This is a genomic window from Agromyces sp. NPDC058104 (genome assembly GCF_042884835.1).
In the GTDB taxonomy this organism is placed as follows: domain Bacteria; phylum Actinomycetota; class Actinomycetes; order Actinomycetales; family Microbacteriaceae; genus Agromyces.
Window position 1 is genome coordinate 506,575 of the sequence record NZ_JBHVTD010000002.1, and the last position, 17,995, is coordinate 524,569.

16 protein-coding genes are annotated in these 17,995 nt (G+C 72.7%); 12 read left to right on the forward strand and 4 right to left on the reverse strand.

What is annotated here, in order from left to right; all coding sequences use genetic code 11:
• Nucleotides 1-168 precede the first annotated feature (168 nt).
• The 6 genes from gabT (at nt 169) to ACFVTH_RS10310 (ending at nt 8,354) form a co-directional block, all read left to right on the forward strand.
• On the forward strand, nt 169-1,530 hold the full coding sequence (gene gabT, locus ACFVTH_RS10285; RefSeq protein ID WP_387090086.1) for a 4-aminobutyrate--2-oxoglutarate transaminase: 1,362 nt from the start codon (nt 169-171) through the stop codon (nt 1,528-1,530).
• Nucleotides 1,527-2,813: a Glu/Leu/Phe/Val dehydrogenase gene (locus ACFVTH_RS10290; protein WP_387090089.1), complete on the forward strand. Its 1,287-nt coding sequence runs from the start codon at nt 1,527-1,529 to the stop codon at nt 2,811-2,813. Before gabT ends, ACFVTH_RS10290 begins: the two co-directional genes overlap by 4 nt.
• Nucleotides 2,814-2,930: 117 nt before the next feature.
• Nucleotides 2,931-4,400: an NAD-dependent succinate-semialdehyde dehydrogenase gene (locus ACFVTH_RS10295; RefSeq protein WP_387090092.1), complete on the forward strand. Its 1,470-nt coding sequence runs from the start codon at nt 2,931-2,933 to the stop codon at nt 4,398-4,400.
• Between the two features lie 97 nt (nt 4,401-4,497).
• Nucleotides 4,498-5,874 carry a flavin monoamine oxidase family protein gene (locus tag ACFVTH_RS10300; RefSeq protein ID WP_387090095.1) on the forward strand — a complete coding sequence of 459 codons (1,377 nt, stop codon included), beginning with the start codon at nt 4,498-4,500 and terminating at the stop codon, nt 5,872-5,874.
• 13 nt (nt 5,875-5,887) lie between these two features.
• Entirely contained in the window at nt 5,888-6,763 is an 876-nt protein-coding gene (locus tag ACFVTH_RS10305; RefSeq protein ID WP_387090096.1) for a universal stress protein, read from the forward strand.
• A gap of 10 nt (nt 6,764-6,773) precedes the next feature.
• Nucleotides 6,774-8,354, forward strand: a complete 1,581-nt coding sequence (locus ACFVTH_RS10310) for an APC family permease (protein ID WP_387090098.1) — start codon at nt 6,774-6,776, stop codon at nt 8,352-8,354.
• A 362-nt stretch (nt 8,355-8,716) separates the two neighbouring features.
• On the opposite strand, the gene ACFVTH_RS10315 is transcribed toward ACFVTH_RS10310, so the two are convergent.
• Nucleotides 8,717-10,345 (reverse strand): amidohydrolase, encoded by a 1,629-nt coding sequence (locus tag ACFVTH_RS10315; RefSeq protein WP_387090101.1) that lies wholly within the window; start codon nt 10,343-10,345, stop codon nt 8,717-8,719.
• Entirely contained in the window at nt 10,342-11,637 is a 1,296-nt protein-coding gene (locus ACFVTH_RS10320; protein WP_387090104.1) for an MFS transporter, read from the reverse strand. Before ACFVTH_RS10320 ends, ACFVTH_RS10315 begins: the two co-directional genes overlap by 4 nt.
• Before the next feature lie 198 nt (nt 11,638-11,835).
• Between ACFVTH_RS10320 and ACFVTH_RS10325 the strand changes: the two genes are divergently transcribed.
• From ACFVTH_RS10325 to ACFVTH_RS10350, 6 genes are all read left to right on the forward strand, one after another.
• Nucleotides 11,836-12,450, forward strand: a complete 615-nt coding sequence (locus tag ACFVTH_RS10325; RefSeq protein WP_387090107.1) for a TetR/AcrR family transcriptional regulator — start codon at nt 11,836-11,838, stop codon at nt 12,448-12,450.
• Between the two features lie 103 nt (nt 12,451-12,553).
• On the forward strand, nt 12,554-13,180 hold the full coding sequence (locus ACFVTH_RS10330) for a DUF937 domain-containing protein (protein WP_387090110.1): 627 nt from the start codon (nt 12,554-12,556) through the stop codon (nt 13,178-13,180).
• A 74-nt stretch (nt 13,181-13,254) separates the two neighbouring features.
• Complete coding sequence (locus ACFVTH_RS10335) at nt 13,255-13,701, forward strand: MaoC family dehydratase N-terminal domain-containing protein (RefSeq protein WP_387090113.1); 447 nt, start codon at nt 13,255-13,257, stop codon at nt 13,699-13,701.
• On the forward strand, nt 13,701-14,126 hold the full coding sequence (locus ACFVTH_RS10340; protein WP_387090116.1) for a MaoC family dehydratase: 426 nt from the start codon (nt 13,701-13,703) through the stop codon (nt 14,124-14,126). The genes ACFVTH_RS10335 and ACFVTH_RS10340 overlap by 1 nt, the downstream gene beginning before the upstream one ends.
• Before the next feature lies 1 nt (nt 14,127).
• Nucleotides 14,128-15,330, forward strand: a complete 1,203-nt coding sequence (locus tag ACFVTH_RS10345; protein WP_387090118.1) for a UDP-N-acetylmuramate dehydrogenase — start codon at nt 14,128-14,130, stop codon at nt 15,328-15,330.
• A 115-nt stretch (nt 15,331-15,445) separates the two neighbouring features.
• The gene (locus ACFVTH_RS10350; protein ID WP_387090121.1) at nt 15,446-15,817 is read left to right on the forward strand and encodes a hypothetical protein; all 372 of its coding nucleotides are present in this window, start codon (nt 15,446-15,448) and stop codon (nt 15,815-15,817) included.
• A 21-nt stretch (nt 15,818-15,838) separates the two neighbouring features.
• Here ACFVTH_RS10350 and ACFVTH_RS10355 read toward each other — a convergent pair whose 3' ends face one another.
• Together ACFVTH_RS10355 and ACFVTH_RS10360 are read right to left on the reverse strand one after the other, a co-directional pair.
• Nucleotides 15,839-16,324 carry a hypothetical protein gene (locus ACFVTH_RS10355; RefSeq protein ID WP_387090123.1) on the reverse strand — a complete coding sequence of 162 codons (486 nt, stop codon included), beginning with the start codon at nt 16,322-16,324 and terminating at the stop codon, nt 15,839-15,841.
• Between the two features lie 11 nt (nt 16,325-16,335).
• Nucleotides 16,336-17,994, reverse strand: coding sequence for a PspC domain-containing protein (locus ACFVTH_RS10360; RefSeq protein ID WP_387090126.1), 1,659 nt, complete (start codon nt 17,992-17,994; stop codon nt 16,336-16,338).
• Between the last annotated feature and the right edge of the window lies 1 nt (nt 17,995).

Sequence of the window (17,995 nt, forward strand, 5' to 3'; positions counted from 1 at the left end):
GCCTCACACGGCGTCTCGCGTCATTTCTCCTGCAGAAGCCGGGTGTTCGCGTTGTACGCGGTGTCCAAGAAGGGGATGCTTCGTGTACACGCTGGCGCCGAGGCATCCGTGCCGCCCGACCTACCATCGACGCATCAGCCACCGTCGTCACATTGCATCGGAGCAGCCATGACCCTCGTCGACACCCCGGCCACCACCATCCCCGGCGGCCCCGCACTCGCCCAGGAGCGCCGTCTCGTCACGGCCATCCCCGGCCCCCGCTCGCAGGAGCTCATCGCCCGCAAGGCGCAGGCCGTCGCGGCCGGCGTGGGCCACACCCTGCCCATCTCGGTCGTCGTCGCAGGCGGCGGCGTGGTCGTCGACGCCGACGGCAACTCGCTCATCGACCTCGGCTCGGGCATCGCCGTCACCGGCGTCGGCAACTCGGCCCCGCGCGTCGTCGACGCCGTCGCGGCGCAGCTGAACGCCTTCACCCACACGTGCTTCACCGTCTCGCCGTACGAGGGCTACGTCGCCGTCGCCGAGAAGCTCAACGAGCTGACCCCCGGCGACCACGAGAAGCGCTCGGCCCTCTTCAACTCGGGCGCAGAGGCCGTCGAGAACGCGATCAAGATCGCGCGCCACTACACGAAGAAGCAGGCCGTCGTCGCGTTCGACCACGCGTACCACGGCCGCACGAACCTCACCATGGGGCTCACGGCGAAGAACATCCCGTACAAGAGCGGCTTCGGCCCGTTCGCCCCCGAGGTGTACCGCGCGCCCCTCAGCTACCCGTTCCGCGACGGCGGCCTCGACGGCCGCGAGGCCGCGGCCCGCGCGATCCTCCAGATCGAGAAGCAGGTCGGCGTCGAGAACCTCGCCGCGATCATCATCGAGCCCATCCAGGGCGAGGGCGGCTTCATCGTCCCGGCGAACGGCTTCCTCGCCGCGCTCGTCAAGTGGGCGAACGAGAACGGCGTCGTCTTCATCGCCGACGAGGTGCAGACCGGCTTCGCCCGCACGGGCGCCTGGTTCGCGAGCGAGCACGAGGGCATCGTGCCCGACGTGATCGTCACCGCCAAGGGCATCGCCGGCGGCCTGCCGCTGTCGGCCGTCACCGGCCGCGCCGAGATCATGGACTCCGCCATGGCCGGCGGCCTCGGCGGCACCTACGCGGGCTCGCCGCTCGCCTGCGCCGCCGCGCTCGCGACCATCGAGACCTACGAGCAGGACGGCCTCGTCGAGCGCGCCAAGGAGATCGGCTCGGTGCTCATCGGCCGCCTCAACGCACTCCGCACCGCCGACCCGCGCATCGGCGACGTCCGCGGCCGCGGCGCCATGGTCGCGATCGAGCTCGTCGACCCCGCCACGGGTGCGCCCGACGCGGCCCTCACGAACCGGGTCGCGAAGTTCGCCCACGAGCAGGGCGTCATCCTGCTCACCTGCGGCACCTACGGCAACGTGATCCGCTTCCTCCCGCCGCTGACGATCTCCGACGAGCTCCTCATCGAGGGCCTCGGCGTGATCGCGGAGGGTCTCAAGCAGGCATGAGCACCGTGATCGACAACGTCGTCGCCGCGCACACGACCCCCGTGTCGACCCCGCTGGCCGACGCGCGCTCGCAGCTGGCCGAGGCCATCGGCCTGCTCGGCTTCTCCGAGGGCACCCACCAGATGCTCGCGACCCCGCGTCGCGAGCTCACGGTCGCGGTGCCGCTGCGCCGCGACTCGGGCGAGACCGTGCTGTTCACCGGCTACCGCGTGCAGCACAACTTCAGCCGCGGCCCCGCCAAGGGCGGCCTGCGCTACGCGCCGAACGTCGACATCGACGAGGTGCGGGCGCTGGCCATGTGGATGACCTGGAAGTGCGCCCTGCTTGACGTGCCGTACGGCGGCGCCAAGGGCGGCATCGCGATCGACCCCCGCGAGCACTCCAAGGCCGAGCTCGAGCGCGTGACCCGTCGCTACACGAGCGAGATCCTGCCGATCATCGGCCCGGAGCGCGACATCCCCGCGCCCGACATCGGCACCGACGAGCAGACGATGGCCTGGATCATGGACACCTACTCCGTGAACTCCGGCTTCACCGTGCCCGGCATCGTGACCGGCAAGCCCATCGCGCTCGGCGGATCGCAGGGGCGCGCGAGCGCGACGTCGCGTGGGGTCACGCACATCGCGCTCGCGGCGCTCCGCCACGCCGGCATCACCCCCGCGCAGGCCACCGCGGCCGTGCAGGGCTTCGGCAAGGTCGGTGCGGATGCCGCGCGGTTCCTCACCGAGTCGGGCGTCACCGTGCAGGCGGTCAGCGACCAGTACGGCGCCGTCTTCAACGCCGCCGGCCTCGACATCGAGGCGCTCAGCGCGCACGTGCGCGAGACCGGCGCGGTCGTCGGCTTCGCCGGCGCCGAGGCGCTCGACGGCGCGGCCCTGCTCGAGCTCGACGTCGACCTGCTGGTGCCGGCCGCCGTCGAGGGCGTGCTGCACGAGGCCAACGCCGCGCGGGTGCAGGCCAAGGTCGTCGTCGAGGGCGCCAACGGACCGACGACGCCGGCGGCCGACCGCATCATGCGCGAGCGCGGCGTCCTCGTCGTCCCCGACATCCTCGCGAACGCGGGCGGCGTGATCGTCTCGTACTTCGAGTGGGTGCAGGCGAACCAGGCCTACTGGTGGCGCGTCGACGAGGTCGAGGCCAGACTGGAGGAGCGGATGCTCAGCGCGTGGCAGCACGTGCTCGGCTACGCGACCTCGCGGGGCCTGTCGCTCCGCACCGCCGCCACCGCGCTCGCGGTCGAGCGGGTCGCCGAAGCGCACAAGCTGCGCGGCCTCTACCCCTGATCCGATCACAGCTCCCCGAGTCGCCCGTCACCGCACGGGGGCGGGCGACTCGGAGGCATCCGGACCATCGCAACCGCACGAACCGCACAACTGCACGAATCGAACGGGAAGTCACACATGACGAACGCAACGCTTGAAGCCACGGTGCTCGACAAGGTCGAGACCGGCCTCTTCATCGCCGGCGAGTGGGTGCCGGCCGAGGGCGGCAAGACCCTCGCCGTCATCGACCCCGCCACCGGCGACACGATCAAGGAGATCGCCGACGCCTCCGTCGCCGACGGCCTCAAGGCGCTCGACGCCGCCGTCGCCGCCCAGGACGAGTGGGCCGCCACCGCGCCCCGCGTCCGCGGCGAGCTGCTGCGCCGCGCCTTCGACCTGCTGCAGGAGCGCAAGGAGGAGTTCGCGCTCCTCATGACCCTCGAGATGGGCAAGCCGCTCGCCGAGGCCCGCGGCGAGGTCGCCTACGGCGGCGAGTTCCTCCGCTGGTTCAGCGAGGAGGCCGTGCGCATCTCGGGCCGCTACGGCCTCAACCCCGAGGGCACCGGCCACATGGTCGTCTCGCAGCGCCCCGTCGGCCCCTCGTTCTTCATCACCCCGTGGAACTTCCCGCTCGCGATGGCGACCCGCAAGATCGCGCCCGCGCTCGCGGCCGGCTGCACGGTCGTCATCAAGCCCCCGGCACTCACGCCGCTCACGACGATCGCGTTCGTGCAGCTGCTCGAAGAGGTGGGCCTGCCCAAGGGGGTCGTGAACGTCATCGCGACCTCGACCTCCTCGGCCGTCTCGGGCCCGATCATCGAGGACCCGCGCCTCCGCAAGCTCAGCTTCACGGGCTCGACCGGCGTCGGCCGCGCCCTCATGAAGCAGGCCGCCACCGGCATCCTGCGCACGAGCATGGAGCTCGGCGGCAACGCGCCGTTCGTCGTCTTCGGCGACGCCGACCTCGACAAGGCGGTCGACGGCGCGATGCTCGCGAAGTTCCGCAACATCGGCCAGGCGTGCACCGCCGCGAACCGCTTCATCGTGCACGAGTCGGTCGCAGCCGAGTTCTCGAAGCGGGTCGCCGAGCGTGTCGCCGGCTTCTCGGTCGGCCGCGGCACCGAGGACGGCGTCAACATCGGCCCCCTGATCGACGACAAGGCGGTCGCCACGACCGACGAGCTCGTGCAGGACGCGGTCGGCAAGGGCGCGAAGATCCTCACCGGCGGCACCGTCATCGACGGCGCGGGCACGTTCTACGCGCCCACCGTGCTCGGCGACGTCTCGGCCGACGCCCGCCTCCTCAAGGAGGAGATCTTCGGCCCGGTGCTCGGCATCACGACCTTCTCGACCGAGGACGAAGCGGTGCGCCTCGCCAACGACACCGAGTACGGCCTCGTCTCCTACGTCTTCACGCAGGACCTGGCGCGCGGCCAGCGCATGATCGAGAAGCTCGCCACGGGCATGATGGGCCTCAACACCGGCCTCGTCTCGAACGCGGCGGCCCCCTTCGGCGGCATCAAGCAGTCGGGAATCGGCCGCGAGGGCGGTGCGGAGGGCATCCACGAGTACCTCGACACCAAGTACACGCTCATCCCGGTGAGCTGAACGACGCGAGCGGATGCCACCGGCTGAGCCCGTGGCATCCGCTCGCCTCTTTTCGGGCGCGAGCCCAAACGAACCGCAGAAAGCGAAACGAAGAACCATGGAACGCATCGAGACCGACGTCGTCATCGTCGGCGCGGGGGCCGCAGGCCTCACCGCCGCCAACAAGCTGAGGGACGCCGGCGAATCGGTCGTCGTGCTCGAGGCCCGCGACCGCGTCGGCGGCCGCCTCTGGACGGGCGACGTCGACGGCGCCATGCTCGAGATCGGCGGCCAGTGGGTCTCGCCCGACCAGGACGCCCTGATCGAGACGCTCGCCGAGCTCGGCCTCGAGACCTACGAGCGCTACCGCGACGGCGAGAACATCTACATCGCAGGCGACGGCGAGCGCCGGCGCTTCGAGGGCGACATCTTCCCGGTGCCGGCGAAGACCGAGGGCGAGATCGTCGGCCTCATCGAGAAGCTCGACGCGCTCGTCGCCGAGATCGATCCCGACGCTCCGTGGGCGCACCCGCGCGCGAAGGAGCTCGACGAGGTCTCGTTCGCCGAGTGGCTCGGCACCCAGACCGACGACGACGAGGCCAAGCTCAACATCGGCATGTTCATCGCCGGCGCGATGCTCACGAAGCCCGCGCACGCGTTCAGCGCGCTGCAGGCCCTGCTCATGGCCGCCTCGGCCGGCTCGTTCTCGAACCTCGTCGACGCCGACTTCATCCTCGACAAGCGCGTCGTCGGCGGCCTCCAGCAGGTGCCGCTCGGCCTCGCCGCGAAGCTCGGCGACGCCGTGCGCCTGAACCAGCCGGTGCGCAAGCTGCGCTGGGACCCCGAGCACCCCGATGCGGGCGTCGTCGCCGTCACCGACTCGATCGAGGTGCACGCGAAGCGCGTCGTGCTCGCCGTGCCGCCGATCCTCTACAGCCGCATCTCGTACGAGCCGCCGCTGCCCCGCCGCCAGCACCAGCTGCACCAGCACCTCTCGATGGGCTTCGTCATCAAGGTGCACGCCGTCTACGAGACGCCGTTCTGGCGCGAGCAGGGCCTGTCGGGCACGGCGTTCAGCCCCTACGAGCTGTGCCACGAGGCCTACGACAACACGAACCACGGCGACAGCCGCGGCACGCTCGTCGGCTTCGTCTCCGACGAGGAGGCCGACGGCGTCTTCACCCTCTCCGCCGAGGAGCGGAAGGCGAGGATCCTCGAGTCGCTCTCGCACTACTACGGCCCCGAGGCCCTGAACCCCGTCGTGTACTACGAGAGCGACTGGGGCAGCGAGGAGTGGACCCGCGGCGCGTACGCGGCGAGCTTCGACATGGGCGGACTCGCCCGCTACGGCGCCGACCTGCGTGAGCACGTCGGCCCCATCCACTTCGCCTGCTCCGACATGGCGGGCAAGGGGTACCAGCACGTCGACGGCGCGATCCGCATGGGCCGCCTCGTCGCCGAGCAGATCCTCGACGAGCAGCGTCTCGCGGGCTGAGCGGAGCGGCACGATGTCCGAAGCCATCCGCATCGTCGTCGGCTACACGGCCGACGACTCGGGTGCCGACGCGCTCGCGTTCGGCGGCCGGCTCGCCGCGGCGACCGAGGCGTTCCTCGAGGTCGTCATGATCCTGCCGATCGAGGCCCGCGGCGGCGTCGTGCCCCGCGACCCCGGTTACGAGCGGCACGTCAAGGAGCGCTCGCAGCGCTGGCTCGCCGAGGCGAGCGCGAAGATCGGCGACGAGATCGACCAGTCGCTGCACATCCGCTACGCGGAGTCGTTCGCCGAGGGCCTCGTCGACGCGGCGCACGAGTTCGGCGCCTCGCTCATCGTGGTCGGCTCGGCGCGCGGCGCCGCACTCGGCCGCTCGCGCATCGGCTCGGTCGCGAGCGCGCTGCTGCACGCCTCCGACGTGCCGGTCGCGCTGGCCCCCGCGGGCTCGCGCGAGGTGCCGACGTCGCTCGGCGTCACCCGCATCACCGCAGCGATCGGCCTGCGCGCCGGGGCGAGCGCCGTGCTCGAGGCATCCGTGCGCCTGGGTCGTGCGACCCACGCGCCGCTGCGCCTGCTCTCGCTCGTGCCGATCGACCTGCCCTCCGGCATGGACGAGGAGCTCGCCGACCTCACGTCGACCGCCCACGCGCACGAGGTGCTCGTCGAGGCGCAGCGGGCGCTGCCCGCGGGCGTCGAGGCGACCGTCTCCACCGCGACCGGCTCCTCGATCGAGGAGTCCGTGCGCGGACTCGACTGGCACGCCGGCGAGATCGTGCTCGTCGGCTCGAGCCGGCTCGCCACGCCGAGCCGGCTGTTCCTCGGGTCCACCGGCTCGAAGATGCTCCGCGAGCTGCCGGTGCCGATGATCGTCGTGCCGCGCCCCACCGACTGAAAGACACGCAATGACGCACCCACACGAACACCACACCGAGCCGCATGCGCCGCTGACCACGGCGAGCGCCACGGTCGACGGCACCGAGGCGGGCCTCTCGAAGAAGGGCCTGTCGGCCGGATCGGTCGGCCTGATCGGCGCGATCGTCATCGGCATCTCGTGCATCGCCCCGGCCTACACGCTGACCGGCGCGCTCGGCCCGACCGTCGCCGAGGTGGGCACGCAGCTGCCGGCGATCTTCCTGCTCGGGTTCATCCCGATGCTGCTCGTCGCCTTCGGCTACCGCGAGCTCAACAGCGCGATGCCCGACTCGGGCACCTCGTTCACCTGGGCGACCCGGGCCTTCGGCCCGTGGCTCGGCTGGATGGGCGGCTGGGGCCTCATCGCCGCGACCGTGGTGGTGCTCTCGAACCTGGCGGGCATCGCGGTCGAGTTCTTCTACCTCGCGGTCTCGCAGGTGGTGGGCTTCTTCGGCGGGGATGCCGCCGCCGTCGCCGACCTCGTCGGCAACCCGTTCGTCAACGTCGCCACCTGTCTCGTGTTCATCCTCGGGGCGACCCTCATCTCGTACCGCGACATGCAGACGACGCAGAAGGTGCAGTACTGGCTCGTCGGCTTCCAGCTGCTCGTCATGATCGGCTTCGGCGTCGCCGCGTTCTGGCACGTCGCGAACGGCACCGCGTTCGACGCGACGCCCGTCGAGCTCAGCTGGTTCAACCCCTTCGAGATCGGCTCGTTCTCGGCCGTCGTCGCGGGCCTCTCGGTCTCGCTCTTCGTGTTCTGGGGCTGGGACGTCACGCTCACGATGAACGAGGAGACGAAGGGCTCGCGCACCACGCCCGGTCGCGCGGCGACGCTCACCGTCACGATCGTCGTGGCGATCTACCTCTTCGTCGCGATGGGGTCGCTCGCCTTCGCGGGCGTCGGCACGGAGGGCGTCGGCCTCGGCAACGAGGAGATCCAGGAGAACGCGTTCTTCTACCTCGCCGGCCCGATCCTCGGCCCGCTCGCCATCCTCATGTCGCTCGCGGTGCTCTCGAGCTCGGCGGCGTCGCTGCAGTCGACCTTCGTCTCGCCCGCCCGCACCCTCCTCGCCATGGGCCACTACGGCGCCCTGCCCGAGAAGTTCGCGCGCGTGAGCCCGCGCTTCTTCACGCCCGGCTACGCGACCGTCGTCGCGGCGATCGTGGCGGCCGTGTTCTACACGGTCATGCGCTTCGTCAGCGAGGACGTGCTGTGGGACACGATCACGACGCTCGGCATGATGATCTGCTTCTACTACGGCATCACGGCGTTCGCGTGCGTCTGGTACTTCCGCAAGACGTGGTTCCGCTCGGGCCGCGACTTCTTCTTCCGCCTGTTCGCCCCGTTCGTCGGCGGGCTCATCCTGTCGGTGCTGTTCTTCACGACGCTCATCGACAGCATGGACCCCGACTACGGCTCGGGCTCGGAGATCGGCGGCGTCGGCCTCGTGTTCGTGCTCGGCATGGTGATCCTGCTCACGGGCGTCGTGATCATGTTCTGGCAGCGCTGGAAGCGCCCGGCCTACTTCCGCGGCGAGACCCTCTCGCGCGCGGTGGCGGAGGAGTGACGCCCGCGTCCCCTCCGTGCGTATGACGAGGCCGCCCCCTGCGACACCAGGGGGCGGGCTCGTTCGCGATTCCGGTGGCCGAAGACCGGCCTGAACGGTGGAGCGGCGACGGGTGCCCGCCGGGCTCGGTGTGCGCGCTCCGCCCGGCGCGCTCCGCCCGGCGCTCTCCGAGCGGGGCTCTCCGATCTTCGTCCTCGATGGGTGCGGGCTTCCCGATGAGCTGTGCCAGTTCCGCCTCAGTGATGAGGCGGAACTGGCACAGCCCCGAAAGGATCACCTGCTCGACGCACGCGCAGTCGGCGACCGGGGGTGGAGCGGCGGTCGAGGAGCGCCCGACGAAGGAGGGGCGCGTCTCGAGACCCCTACGCCTCGAAGGCGGTGCGTCCGCCGACGACGGTCCGGATGACTCGTGCCTCGAGCAGCGCCGCGTCGCCCACCGCGAACGGATCGGCGTCGAGCACCGCGAAGTCGGCGGCGAGCCCCGCGGTGAGGCGCCCGCGCACGTGCTCCTCGCGGATCGACGCGGCGGCATCGCGGGTCGCGTGCCCGACGGCCTCGCCGAGCGGCAGGGCGTACTGCGGCGTCAGCGCCTCGAGCGAGGGGTCGAGCGCCGAGCGGCGGGTCGCGGCGATGTAGAGGTTCGCGAGCGCCTCGTGCGGCGCGGTCGGCGCATCGGTCGAGAACGCGAGCAGCGCCCCGGCGTCGCGGTACTCGCTCCACGCGAAGCCGCGGTCGGCACGCGCGTCGCCGAGCTGCGCGATCCAGTTGTCCATGACGGCGGGGTCGCAGTGCACGGGCTGCATCGAGGCGGTGACCCCGAGGCGCGCCATGCGCTCGGCGGTGCCGGGCGCGGCGTACTCGAGGTGCTCGATCCGGTGGCGGCGGGGCCGGTCGCCGTTCACCTCGGCCGCGTGCTCGAGCGCGTCGAGCGCCGACTCGCTCGCGAGGTCGCCGATCGCGTGCAGGGCGATCTGGAGGCCGGCGGCGTCGGCCGCGGCGACGACGGGCGCCATCTGCGCGTACGGCCAGATGGGGTCCTCGTTCGAGCCGTCGGCGTACGGCTCCTTCATCGCGGCGGTGCACGCGTCGATGACCCCGTCGGTGATGAGCTTGATGCCGACGACCTGCACCCCCGAGGCATCCGGCCGCTGCGCGAGCTCGGCGGCCCGCGCGACCTGGGCGAGGTTCTGCGCGTCGTCGCCCGTGTTGTCGATGAGCCAGTAGGCGACGAGGTGGAACGGCAGCTCGCCGCCGCGGCGCGCGACGACGCGTTCGATCGAGGCGAGTTCGAGCTCGCCGAACGCCATATCGGCGGCCCCGGTGACGCCGGCCGCGACGTAGGCGTCGAGGGCGCGCTCGACCGCGGCGTCGCGGTCGGCGTCGGTCGTCTGCTCGGCGAGGAACCGCCACACGAAGAACTGCGTCGCCGTCTCGTAGAGCATGCCGTCGGGTTCGCCGTCGGCGTCGCGCCCGATGCGCCCGCCGATCGGGTCGGGGGTGTCGCGGGTGATGCCGAGCTCGGCGAGCGCCGCGGTGTTGACCCACGTCGAGTGCAGGTCGTTCGCGTCGAGGTAGACGGGCACGTCGGCGACGGCCTCGTCGATCATCTGCCGGGTCGGCGCACCGCCCGGCACCGCGTCGAACAGCCACGAGACGCCGAGCAGGCGCGGGGCCTCGGGGTCGGCGTCGCGGCCCGCGCGGAGGCGCGCCTGGATCTCGCCGAGGTCGCCGGCGTCGCGCAGCTGCACCCGGCCGAGCGCGTCGCCGAGCATGTGCAGGTGCGTGTGCACGTCGAGGAAGCCGGGCATCACGAGCCGGCCGCCGAGGTCGAGCACCTCGGCGTCGGCGCCGGCGGCCGCGGCGGCGCCCGTGGCATCCCCGACGTAGGCGAGCACCTCGCCGTCGACGACGAGCGCCTCGGCCCATTCGGCGCCGTCGCCGGGCAGGTTCGCGGTGAAGATGCGGGCGTTGGTGACGAGCGTGCGACTCACGCGATGACCTCCTGGGTTTCGGTGGATGCCTCGGCGCGCGCGCCGGCCGACGGCTCGGCCTCCGCACGCTGCAGGCGGGTGGAGAGACGGGCGACCGCGACGGCCGGCACGGCGAGCACGAAGCTCGCGATGCCGAGCGCGACGGCGAAGCCCTGGTAGCCGAGCACCTCGACGAGCGCCGCCCCGATGACCGGGGTGAGGCTCGAGCCGACGAGGTAGACGGCGAGCAGCGGCCCAGACCAGCGGCCGTCGGCGTCGAGCGCGGCCGAGGTCGAGACGAAGTACATGAAGGCGATGGCGTAGACGGTGTTCCACGCGATGAAGACGACGATGAACGACGTCTCGTCGCTCGTGAAGCCCTCCACGATCTTCAGGATGCCACCGAGCGCGAGCAGGATGCCGAGCGGGAGCGCGCGTCCGAAGCGGTCGCCCACGATCATGAGCAGCACCGAGCCGACGAGGCCGCCGGCGGTCGCGCCGCTGAGCGCCAGGCCGAGGCCCGCGTCGGTGAGTCCGGCCTGCTCGGCGCCCATGAAGCCGGCCATCGCCCAGAGCGAGTCCTCGCTGGCCGCCCAGAGGGCGAAGGTCACGAGCAGCGTGAACCCGGCGATCGTCACGAGGCGGGTCGTGGCGGGGCTGCGCTCGGGCAGGGCGCGCACGGTGCCCGTCGGCGGGACCTCGACCGGGACGGCCTCGGCGACCGCCGCGCCGGCCTGCGGTGCGTGCACGGGCGCGGCCGGCAGCCAGCCGCTCACGGCGATGCCGATCAGGCTGAAGAGCGCGAGTGCGCCGAACACGTCGATCGGGGCGAGCCCGATGAGCGGGAGCACGAAGAGCACGATCGTGATGACGCCGCGGTTCGCGAGGCCGTTCACGCCCGCGACCCGGTCGGGGTTGCGGAACGCGGCGATCGCGGCGCCCGCGGCGGCGACCGCGCCGCCGGCGCCGGCCCCGCCGAGGAGGAGGCCGCCGACCACGACACCGGGCGCCGGCACGAGGGCCGCCGCACCGAAGCCGACGACGCCGAGGGCGAGCCCGCCGCGGGCGACGAGCAGCCGGCGCGGGCCGGCGCAGAGCGGTGCGAGGGCGAGCCCGACGACGGCGGTGGCGAGGAGCGCGGCGGTCACGATCCAGCTCGCGGTGAGCAGCTCGGTATCGAGCGCCGTCTGCAGGGCGGTGATCATGTACGGCGAGAGGTTCACGCCGAGGTAGCCGGCGATGGCGATCGCGAAGGTGGCGGTCGCGGTGGGCAGGCGCAGCGGGACGCGTGCGCTGAGGTCGGAGTGCGACATCGGGGGCTCCGTCGGGGGTCGGGGCACATCGGCGTGCCTGGGGGTCGACACGCGGCGGGGGACCGCGTTAAACGAATAGTGTTCGTTTATTATGCATCGCGAGGCCGGATGACGGAACCCCCGGCCCGCGGCATCCGCGTAGGCTGACCTGATTGCGCGAGTGATCGCCCGAGACGACCACCGACCCGAGGAGTGCGCATGGCGAGGCCGAAGGTGCCGCTGCTGTCGGCCGATCGCATCGCCGACGCCGCCATCGAGCTCGCCGACTCGGGCGCCGGCTTCGGGGTGAACGCGCTCGCGCGCAGCCTCGGCGTCACCCCCTCCTCGCTCTACAACCACGTCGACGGGCGCGACGGCATCATCGAGCTCATGCGGGGGCGGCTCGCCCACCGCTACCTGCCCGAGCTGCCCACCGGCACGTGGGAGGAGGTGGTCGTCGCCACCCTGCAGGGCCTGCGCCGGCTCTACGCGGAGCACCCCGCGATCGTGCCGCTGCTCGTCGGCAAGACGATCACCGACGACACGGTCATCGCGAGCTACGACGCCCTCGCGACCGCCCTCGTCGACAGCGGGTTCCCCGACGACGAGGTGCTCTCGGTGGTCGCCGTGCTCGATGCGTTCGCCCTCGGCTTCGGGCTCGACGTCGCCTCGCCCGACGACATCTGGCAGCCCGGCGCGCCCACGCGGAGCCTCGGCCGGCTCATCGCCTCGGCCGAGCGCGGCGACGCGCGCTCGGAGCGGGTCTTCGAGCTCGGCCTCGAACTCCTCCTCGACGCGCTGCGCCTGCGGCTCGCACGGCTGCGCGACGACTGAGCCCGCTGTCACCGGGCCGGGCGCCTCTTCCGGTGACTGCGTCGCTCCCGATACCGTGAAGACCGGGGCGTCCCGACGGCGGGCGCGGAAACGGGGAATCCGAATGCCTGCACTCGACGACATCATCGCCGACCTCCCTATCGGCGACATCGCCGCCAAGCTCGGGGTCGACGAGGCCACCGCGAAGCAGGCGGTCGGCGACGCGCTGCCCGCGCTGCTCGCGGGCATGGGCGCCAACGCCGCCGACCCCGCGGGCGCGGCCTCGCTCGAGAAGGCCGTCGCGAGCCACGACCCGAAGCTCGTCGAGGGCGGGGTGAACCTCGCCGACGTCGATGAGGCCGACGGCGAGAAGATCGTGAAGAACGTCTTCGGCGGCAACACCGACCAGGTCGTGCAGGCGCTCGACAAGAAGGAGGGCGGCTCCGGCAACCTCATCGGCAAGCTCCTGCCGATCCTCGCGCCGATCGTGATGAGCTTCCTCGCGAAGCAGTTCCAGCAGAAGCAGGGCGCGCCGGCCGAGAGCGAGGCCTCCGGCGGGGGCATCGGCGACCTCCTGGGCGGGCTCCTCGGCGGCGGTTCGGGCGGCGGCGGCGGTTCGGCCGGCGGCATCGACCTCGGCGGCATCCTCGGGGGTCTCCTCGGCGGCGGCTCCGGCGGCGCCGGCGGCTCGGGGTCGGGCGGCGGCCTCGGCGACCTGCTGGGGGGTCTCCTCGGCGGCGGTAAGCGCTGACCTCGTCCGCGGGGCCGCGGGCGGCCGAGTCGCTCCCGCGGCCCCGCGGCATGCGACCCGCATAGACTGTCCGGGTGTCACTGAACCCCGAGCTGCAGGGGCGGGTCTACCCGTCCACCGAGCCGTACCTCGTCGGTCGTGAGAAGGTGCGCGAGTTCGCCCGCGCCGTGTTCGCGACGAACCCGATCAACCTCGACCCCGAGGCCGCCACGGCCGCCGGCTACGCCGACGTCGTCGCCCCGCCGACCTTCGCCGTCGTGGTGCAGGAGCGCTCGCTCGCGCAGCTGCTCGCCGATCCCGACGCGGGCATCGACTTCTCGCGGGTGGTGCACGGCGACCAGCGCTTCACCTCGACCCGCCCGATCGTCGCGGGCGACCTGCTCAGCGCGACGCTCACCGTCGCGAGCGTGAAGACCCTCGGCGCCCACTCGATGGTCACCGCCGAGACGGCGGTCACCGACGCCGCGGGCGAGCACGTCGTCACCGCGATCTCGACGCTCGTGATCCGAGGAGAAGACTGATGGCCGCCCCCGACTTCGCGTCCCTCGCCGTCGGCGACGTGGTCGCCGGGCGCGAGTTCCCGCTCACCCGCGACTCGCTCGTGCGCTACGCCGGCGCCTCCGGCGACTTCAACCCGATCCACTACCGCGACGACGTCGCCGCTTCGGTGGGGCTGCCGGGCGTGCTCGCGCACGGCATGCTCACGATGGGCCTCGCCGTGCAGCCGGTCGTCGACTGGGCCGGCGACCCCGGCCGCGTCGCCGACTACCAGGTGCGCTTCACCCGCCCCGTCGTCGTCGACCCCGAGCAGGGTGCGCTCGTCACCGTGTCGGCCAAGGTCGGTCAGCTCGACGAGGCCGCGACCGTCGCCCGCATCGACCTCACCGTCAAGCTCGGCGACGACACCGTGCTCGGCAAGGCGCAGGTCCGCGTCGCGCTCGGCTGACATGACCGGCGCCTCGTTCTCGGAGCTCACGACCCTGCGGGTCGGCGGGCCGATCGCCCGGCTCGTCACCGCGACCACCCAGCGCGACCTCGTCGACCTCGCCGCCGAGGCGTGGTCGACGGACGACCCGTGGCTCGCCCTCGGCGGCGGCTCGAACCTGCTCGTCGGCGACGACGGGTTCGACGGCACCGTCATCCGCGTCGCGACCAAGGGCATCGAGGTGCTTCCGCGGTCGGGCGAGGGCGAGGGCGACGACGTCGCCCGACTGCGGGTGCAGGCCGGCGAGGTGTGGGACGATCTCGTCGCCTGGACGGTCGAGCACGGCTACTCGGGCCTCGAGGCGCTCTCGGGCATCCCCGGCTCGGTCGGTGCCGCGCCGGTGCAGAACATCGGCGCCTACGGCCAGGAGCTGGCCTCGACGCTCGTCGCGATCGAGTTCCTCGACGAGGGTGCCGAGCGGCCGCGCCGCATGACGGCCGAGGAGCTCGAGCTCGGCTACCGCACCTCGGTGCTCAAGCAGGGTCTCCGGGGCATCGTCGTCTCGGTCGAGCTCGAGCTGCACGACACCGCCTCCGAGCTCGCCGTGCTCGGCGAGGCGCCGGGGCAGCCGATCGCCTACGCCCAGCTCGCGACCGCCTTGAACGTGCAGCTCGGCGACCGCGTGCCGATCGCGCGCGTGCGCGAGACGGTGCTCGCGCTGCGCGCCTCGAAGGGCATGGTGCTCGACGACGCCGACCCCGACTCGGTGAGCGCGGGCTCGTTCTTCACCAACCCGATCGTGACCGAGCGCACGGCCCGCTCGATGCCGGCCGACGCGCCGCGCTGGTACGTCGAGCCCGACGAGCCCGACGAGGTGACCCCGCTCTCGACGATCGCCTCGGGCACCCCGCTCGACGCGTTCCTCGCGCTGCAGGCCGAGCTCGAGGCATCCGGCATCGAGACACCGCCGGATGCCCCGGCCCACGGGCCGCTCGTGAAGCTCTCGGCGGCGTGGCTGATCGAGAACTCGGGCATCTCGCGCGGCTTCGCGCTGCCGGGGTCGCGGGCCGCGATCTCGTCGAAGCACACGCTCGCGCTCACGAACCGGGGCGGGGCGAGCGCCGACGAGCTGGCGCAGCTCGCGCGCTTCGTGCAGCAGCGCGTGCAGGCGGAGTTCGGCATCGTGCTGCGGCCCGAGCCGGTGCTCGTCGGCGTCGAGCTCTAGCCCGGCGCGGCTGAGTGAGGTTCGGCGCCCCGAGGGCGGTGCGAACCGTCCTCACGGCGCAGAACCTGCCGTGGAGTGCGCGAGCGGCGCGCCGGAGCGGGCTATCGTCGAACGGGTGGACCGCAGCGACTTCATCGAACACCGCCGCCCCGACGGGGAGCTCGTCGGCTGGCTGCGCCCCGAGGGCGAGGACTTCGTGCCCGTCGACCTGCTCGGGCGCGAGCTCGGCGATGCCGTCGACTGGCTGACGGGCGAGCAGCAGCTCGAGGAGCACGGGCTCCGGTATCTCGCCGATCCGTACGTGCTCCGTCTCGACGACGGCAGCGAGCTGCGGGTGCGCATCACCGAGGTGAGCACCGACCGCATCGTCGTGAAGAAGGACGACTTCGGCGCGATCGACGTGCCGCTGATGCGGTTCGAGCTCGGCTGGCCGATGCCGGCCGAGCTCACGCCGCTCGGCGACCGGGACGTGCCCGTCGTCTGGTGACGGCGAGCGCGCCCGGTGCGCTCAGGACGACGACGAAGCCGACGCGCGGCGCTGGCGCTCGCCCCGCCGGATGAGCCCCACGATGCCGAAGAGCGCGACGACGATGCCGACCACGGCGAGCAGGTAGAGCGGCACGAGCTGCATCGGCACGGCGGCGATCCAGAAGAGCACCTCGTCGCGGTGCTGCAGGTCGGTGAGCGTCCAGAGCGCGAACGCGGCGACGGTGCCGAACAGCAGCGCCCAGACCAGCGCGCCCCAGCGGATCGTCGGGCGGGGGAGCGCGGCGCCCGTCGCCGCAGCGGTGTCGCTGCTCGAGGGGGTCGCGGTCGCGGTGGACCAGTCGGCCGCGGTCGCGGCCGGCGGCGTCAGCGGGGTGTCGTCGGCGAGCACCCGGTCGGAGGCGAGCGTCTCGATGCCGTCCTCGACACGAGCCGTGCCGTCGAGGCGAGCCGTGCCGTCGAGGCGAGCCGTGTCGTCGCGGCGCTCGTCGGGCGTGGGTTCGGGCATGTTCGCTCCGTTCATTCGAAGACCTCGATGAAGACCGATCCGCTGTTCTGCCGGAGGACGAGTCGCGCGTCGGCCGTCGCGCCCTCGGTGTCGTCGGCCGCCACGTCGCCGAGCACGAGGATGCGGTCGTCGACGTCGCCGAACTGGCGCTGCGACGGGTTGCCGTCGGCGTCCCAGACGGTGTAGGTGATGGCACCCGCGTCGTTCGCGTCGAGCACGAGCGAGGTGCGCGGCTCGACGGCGATGTAGGTGTCGCCGGTGCCCTGGGTCAGGGTGATCACCTGGGTGTCGTTCGGATAGGCGTCGTAGGAGCCGACCGAGACGTACGCGTCGCCGACGGGCTGCAGGAGCTGCTGCGGGTAGCCGAGCGAGATCGCCTGGTTGGGGCCGATGAGCGAGCCGTAGGGCGCGAAGGCCGAGACCGCGGTGCTCACGAGCATCGCCACGAGGGTCGTCGCCGTGACCGCAGCGAGGATGCCGCTGCGGCGGCGCCGGAGGGCGGCGATCGCCATGCCGAGCGAGAGCGCGAGCGTCGCGGCGGCGAGGGCGATCGCGGTGCTGAACGCCGCAGCCTCGGCCGAGCCGAAGGCCCAGATGGCGGCGACGGCCCCGACGACGACCGCGAGGCCGAGCATCGTGAAGACGTATGCGGCGCTCGCCCGGGGACGGCTCGCCTTGCGCGCGGCACGGGCCGCTGCGGCCTGCGCCTGGAACTCGAGCGACCGGGCCCGGTTCTCCTCGGCGAACTGCGCCCGCGCGGCCCGATCGGCCTCGGCCTGGCCGGCCTTCCATTCGGCGTGCGAGACGCGCCACGCCTCGTGCTGCGCCCGCCAGTCGGCGATCGCGGCCGCATCGGCGCCCTCGGCGGGCACGGGCGGCTCGGCGGCCGCGGGCGGCGCGGCGGAGGCGGCGGATGCCGCTCCGGCGGCCGTGCCGGCGGCGAACGCGGCGGCCGTGGTCGGGGTTGCCGCGGTGGCCGGGGTCGCGTCGGCCGTGGTGCCCGGGTCGCCGGGGGCGGCGGCGACGGGCCCCGAGCCGGCGGCGCTCGGCGCGGAAGCCATTCGCGCGGCACCGCCGGCCGGGGAGTTCGCGGAGGATCGACGGGCGAGCCAGATGACGAACCAGACGATCGCGCCGACGACGAGCAGCACCCAGATGACACGCAGCGGCCACGTCAGGTTGACGCCGAACACCGGGTCCGAGATCTGCCAGTCGGGCCACCAGCGCCAGCCGAGCCACCCGCCCTGCACGAGGGGGATGAACCCGATGACGCCCATCACCGCGATGCCGACGACCGCGGGGTCGACGATGCCGCGGGTGAGGCGCTCGAGGTGGATCTCGCCCTCGGCGTCGGGCAGCAGCAGCCAGGCGATCGCGTAGACGAGCACGAACGGAGCTCCGAGCACCGCGAGCACGACGACGATGCCGCGCACGATGATCGGGTCGATGCCGAGCCGGGCGCCGACGCCGGCGCAGACGCCGCCGAGCCAGCCGGCCCGCCGCGGCACGCCGAGCCGGCGGAGCCAGGCGTAGAAGCCGGGGCCCGTGGCATCCGGCTGGTTCGAAGGCGAACCGACCGCCCCGTCGGCCTGCTGGCCGGCGGACGCGGAGTCCCCCTGCACATCCTCCGGCGCTGGGCCGGCCCCTGGGGCGGTCTGGTTCGTCTCCATG

Excerpts from the sequence above, each read along its gene's own strand:
- gabT (WP_387090086.1), top strand. The coding sequence starts at position 169 with ATGACCCTCGTCGACACCCCGGCCACCACCATCCCCGGCGGCCCCGCA.
- ACFVTH_RS10290 (WP_387090089.1), top strand. The coding sequence starts at position 1,527 with ATGAGCACCGTGATCGACAACGTCGTCGCCGCGCACACGACCCCCGTG.
- ACFVTH_RS10295 (WP_387090092.1), top strand. The coding sequence starts at position 2,931 with ATGACGAACGCAACGCTTGAAGCCACGGTGCTCGACAAGGTCGAGACC.
- ACFVTH_RS10300 (WP_387090095.1), top strand. The coding sequence starts at position 4,498 with ATGGAACGCATCGAGACCGACGTCGTCATCGTCGGCGCGGGGGCCGCA.
- ACFVTH_RS10305 (WP_387090096.1), top strand. The coding sequence starts at position 5,888 with ATGTCCGAAGCCATCCGCATCGTCGTCGGCTACACGGCCGACGACTCG.
- ACFVTH_RS10310 (WP_387090098.1), top strand. The coding sequence starts at position 6,774 with ATGACGCACCCACACGAACACCACACCGAGCCGCATGCGCCGCTGACC.
- ACFVTH_RS10320 (WP_387090104.1), bottom strand. The coding sequence starts at position 11,637 with ATGTCGCACTCCGACCTCAGCGCACGCGTCCCGCTGCGCCTGCCCACC.
- ACFVTH_RS10325 (WP_387090107.1), top strand. The coding sequence starts at position 11,836 with ATGGCGAGGCCGAAGGTGCCGCTGCTGTCGGCCGATCGCATCGCCGAC.
- ACFVTH_RS10330 (WP_387090110.1), top strand. The coding sequence starts at position 12,554 with ATGCCTGCACTCGACGACATCATCGCCGACCTCCCTATCGGCGACATC.
- ACFVTH_RS10340 (WP_387090116.1), top strand. The coding sequence starts at position 13,701 with ATGGCCGCCCCCGACTTCGCGTCCCTCGCCGTCGGCGACGTGGTCGCC.
- ACFVTH_RS10345 (WP_387090118.1), top strand. The coding sequence starts at position 14,128 with ATGACCGGCGCCTCGTTCTCGGAGCTCACGACCCTGCGGGTCGGCGGG.
- ACFVTH_RS10355 (WP_387090123.1), bottom strand. The coding sequence starts at position 16,324 with ATGCCCGAACCCACGCCCGACGAGCGCCGCGACGACACGGCTCGCCTC.
- ACFVTH_RS10360 (WP_387090126.1), bottom strand. The coding sequence starts at position 17,994 with ATGGAGACGAACCAGACCGCCCCAGGGGCCGGCCCAGCGCCGGAGGAT.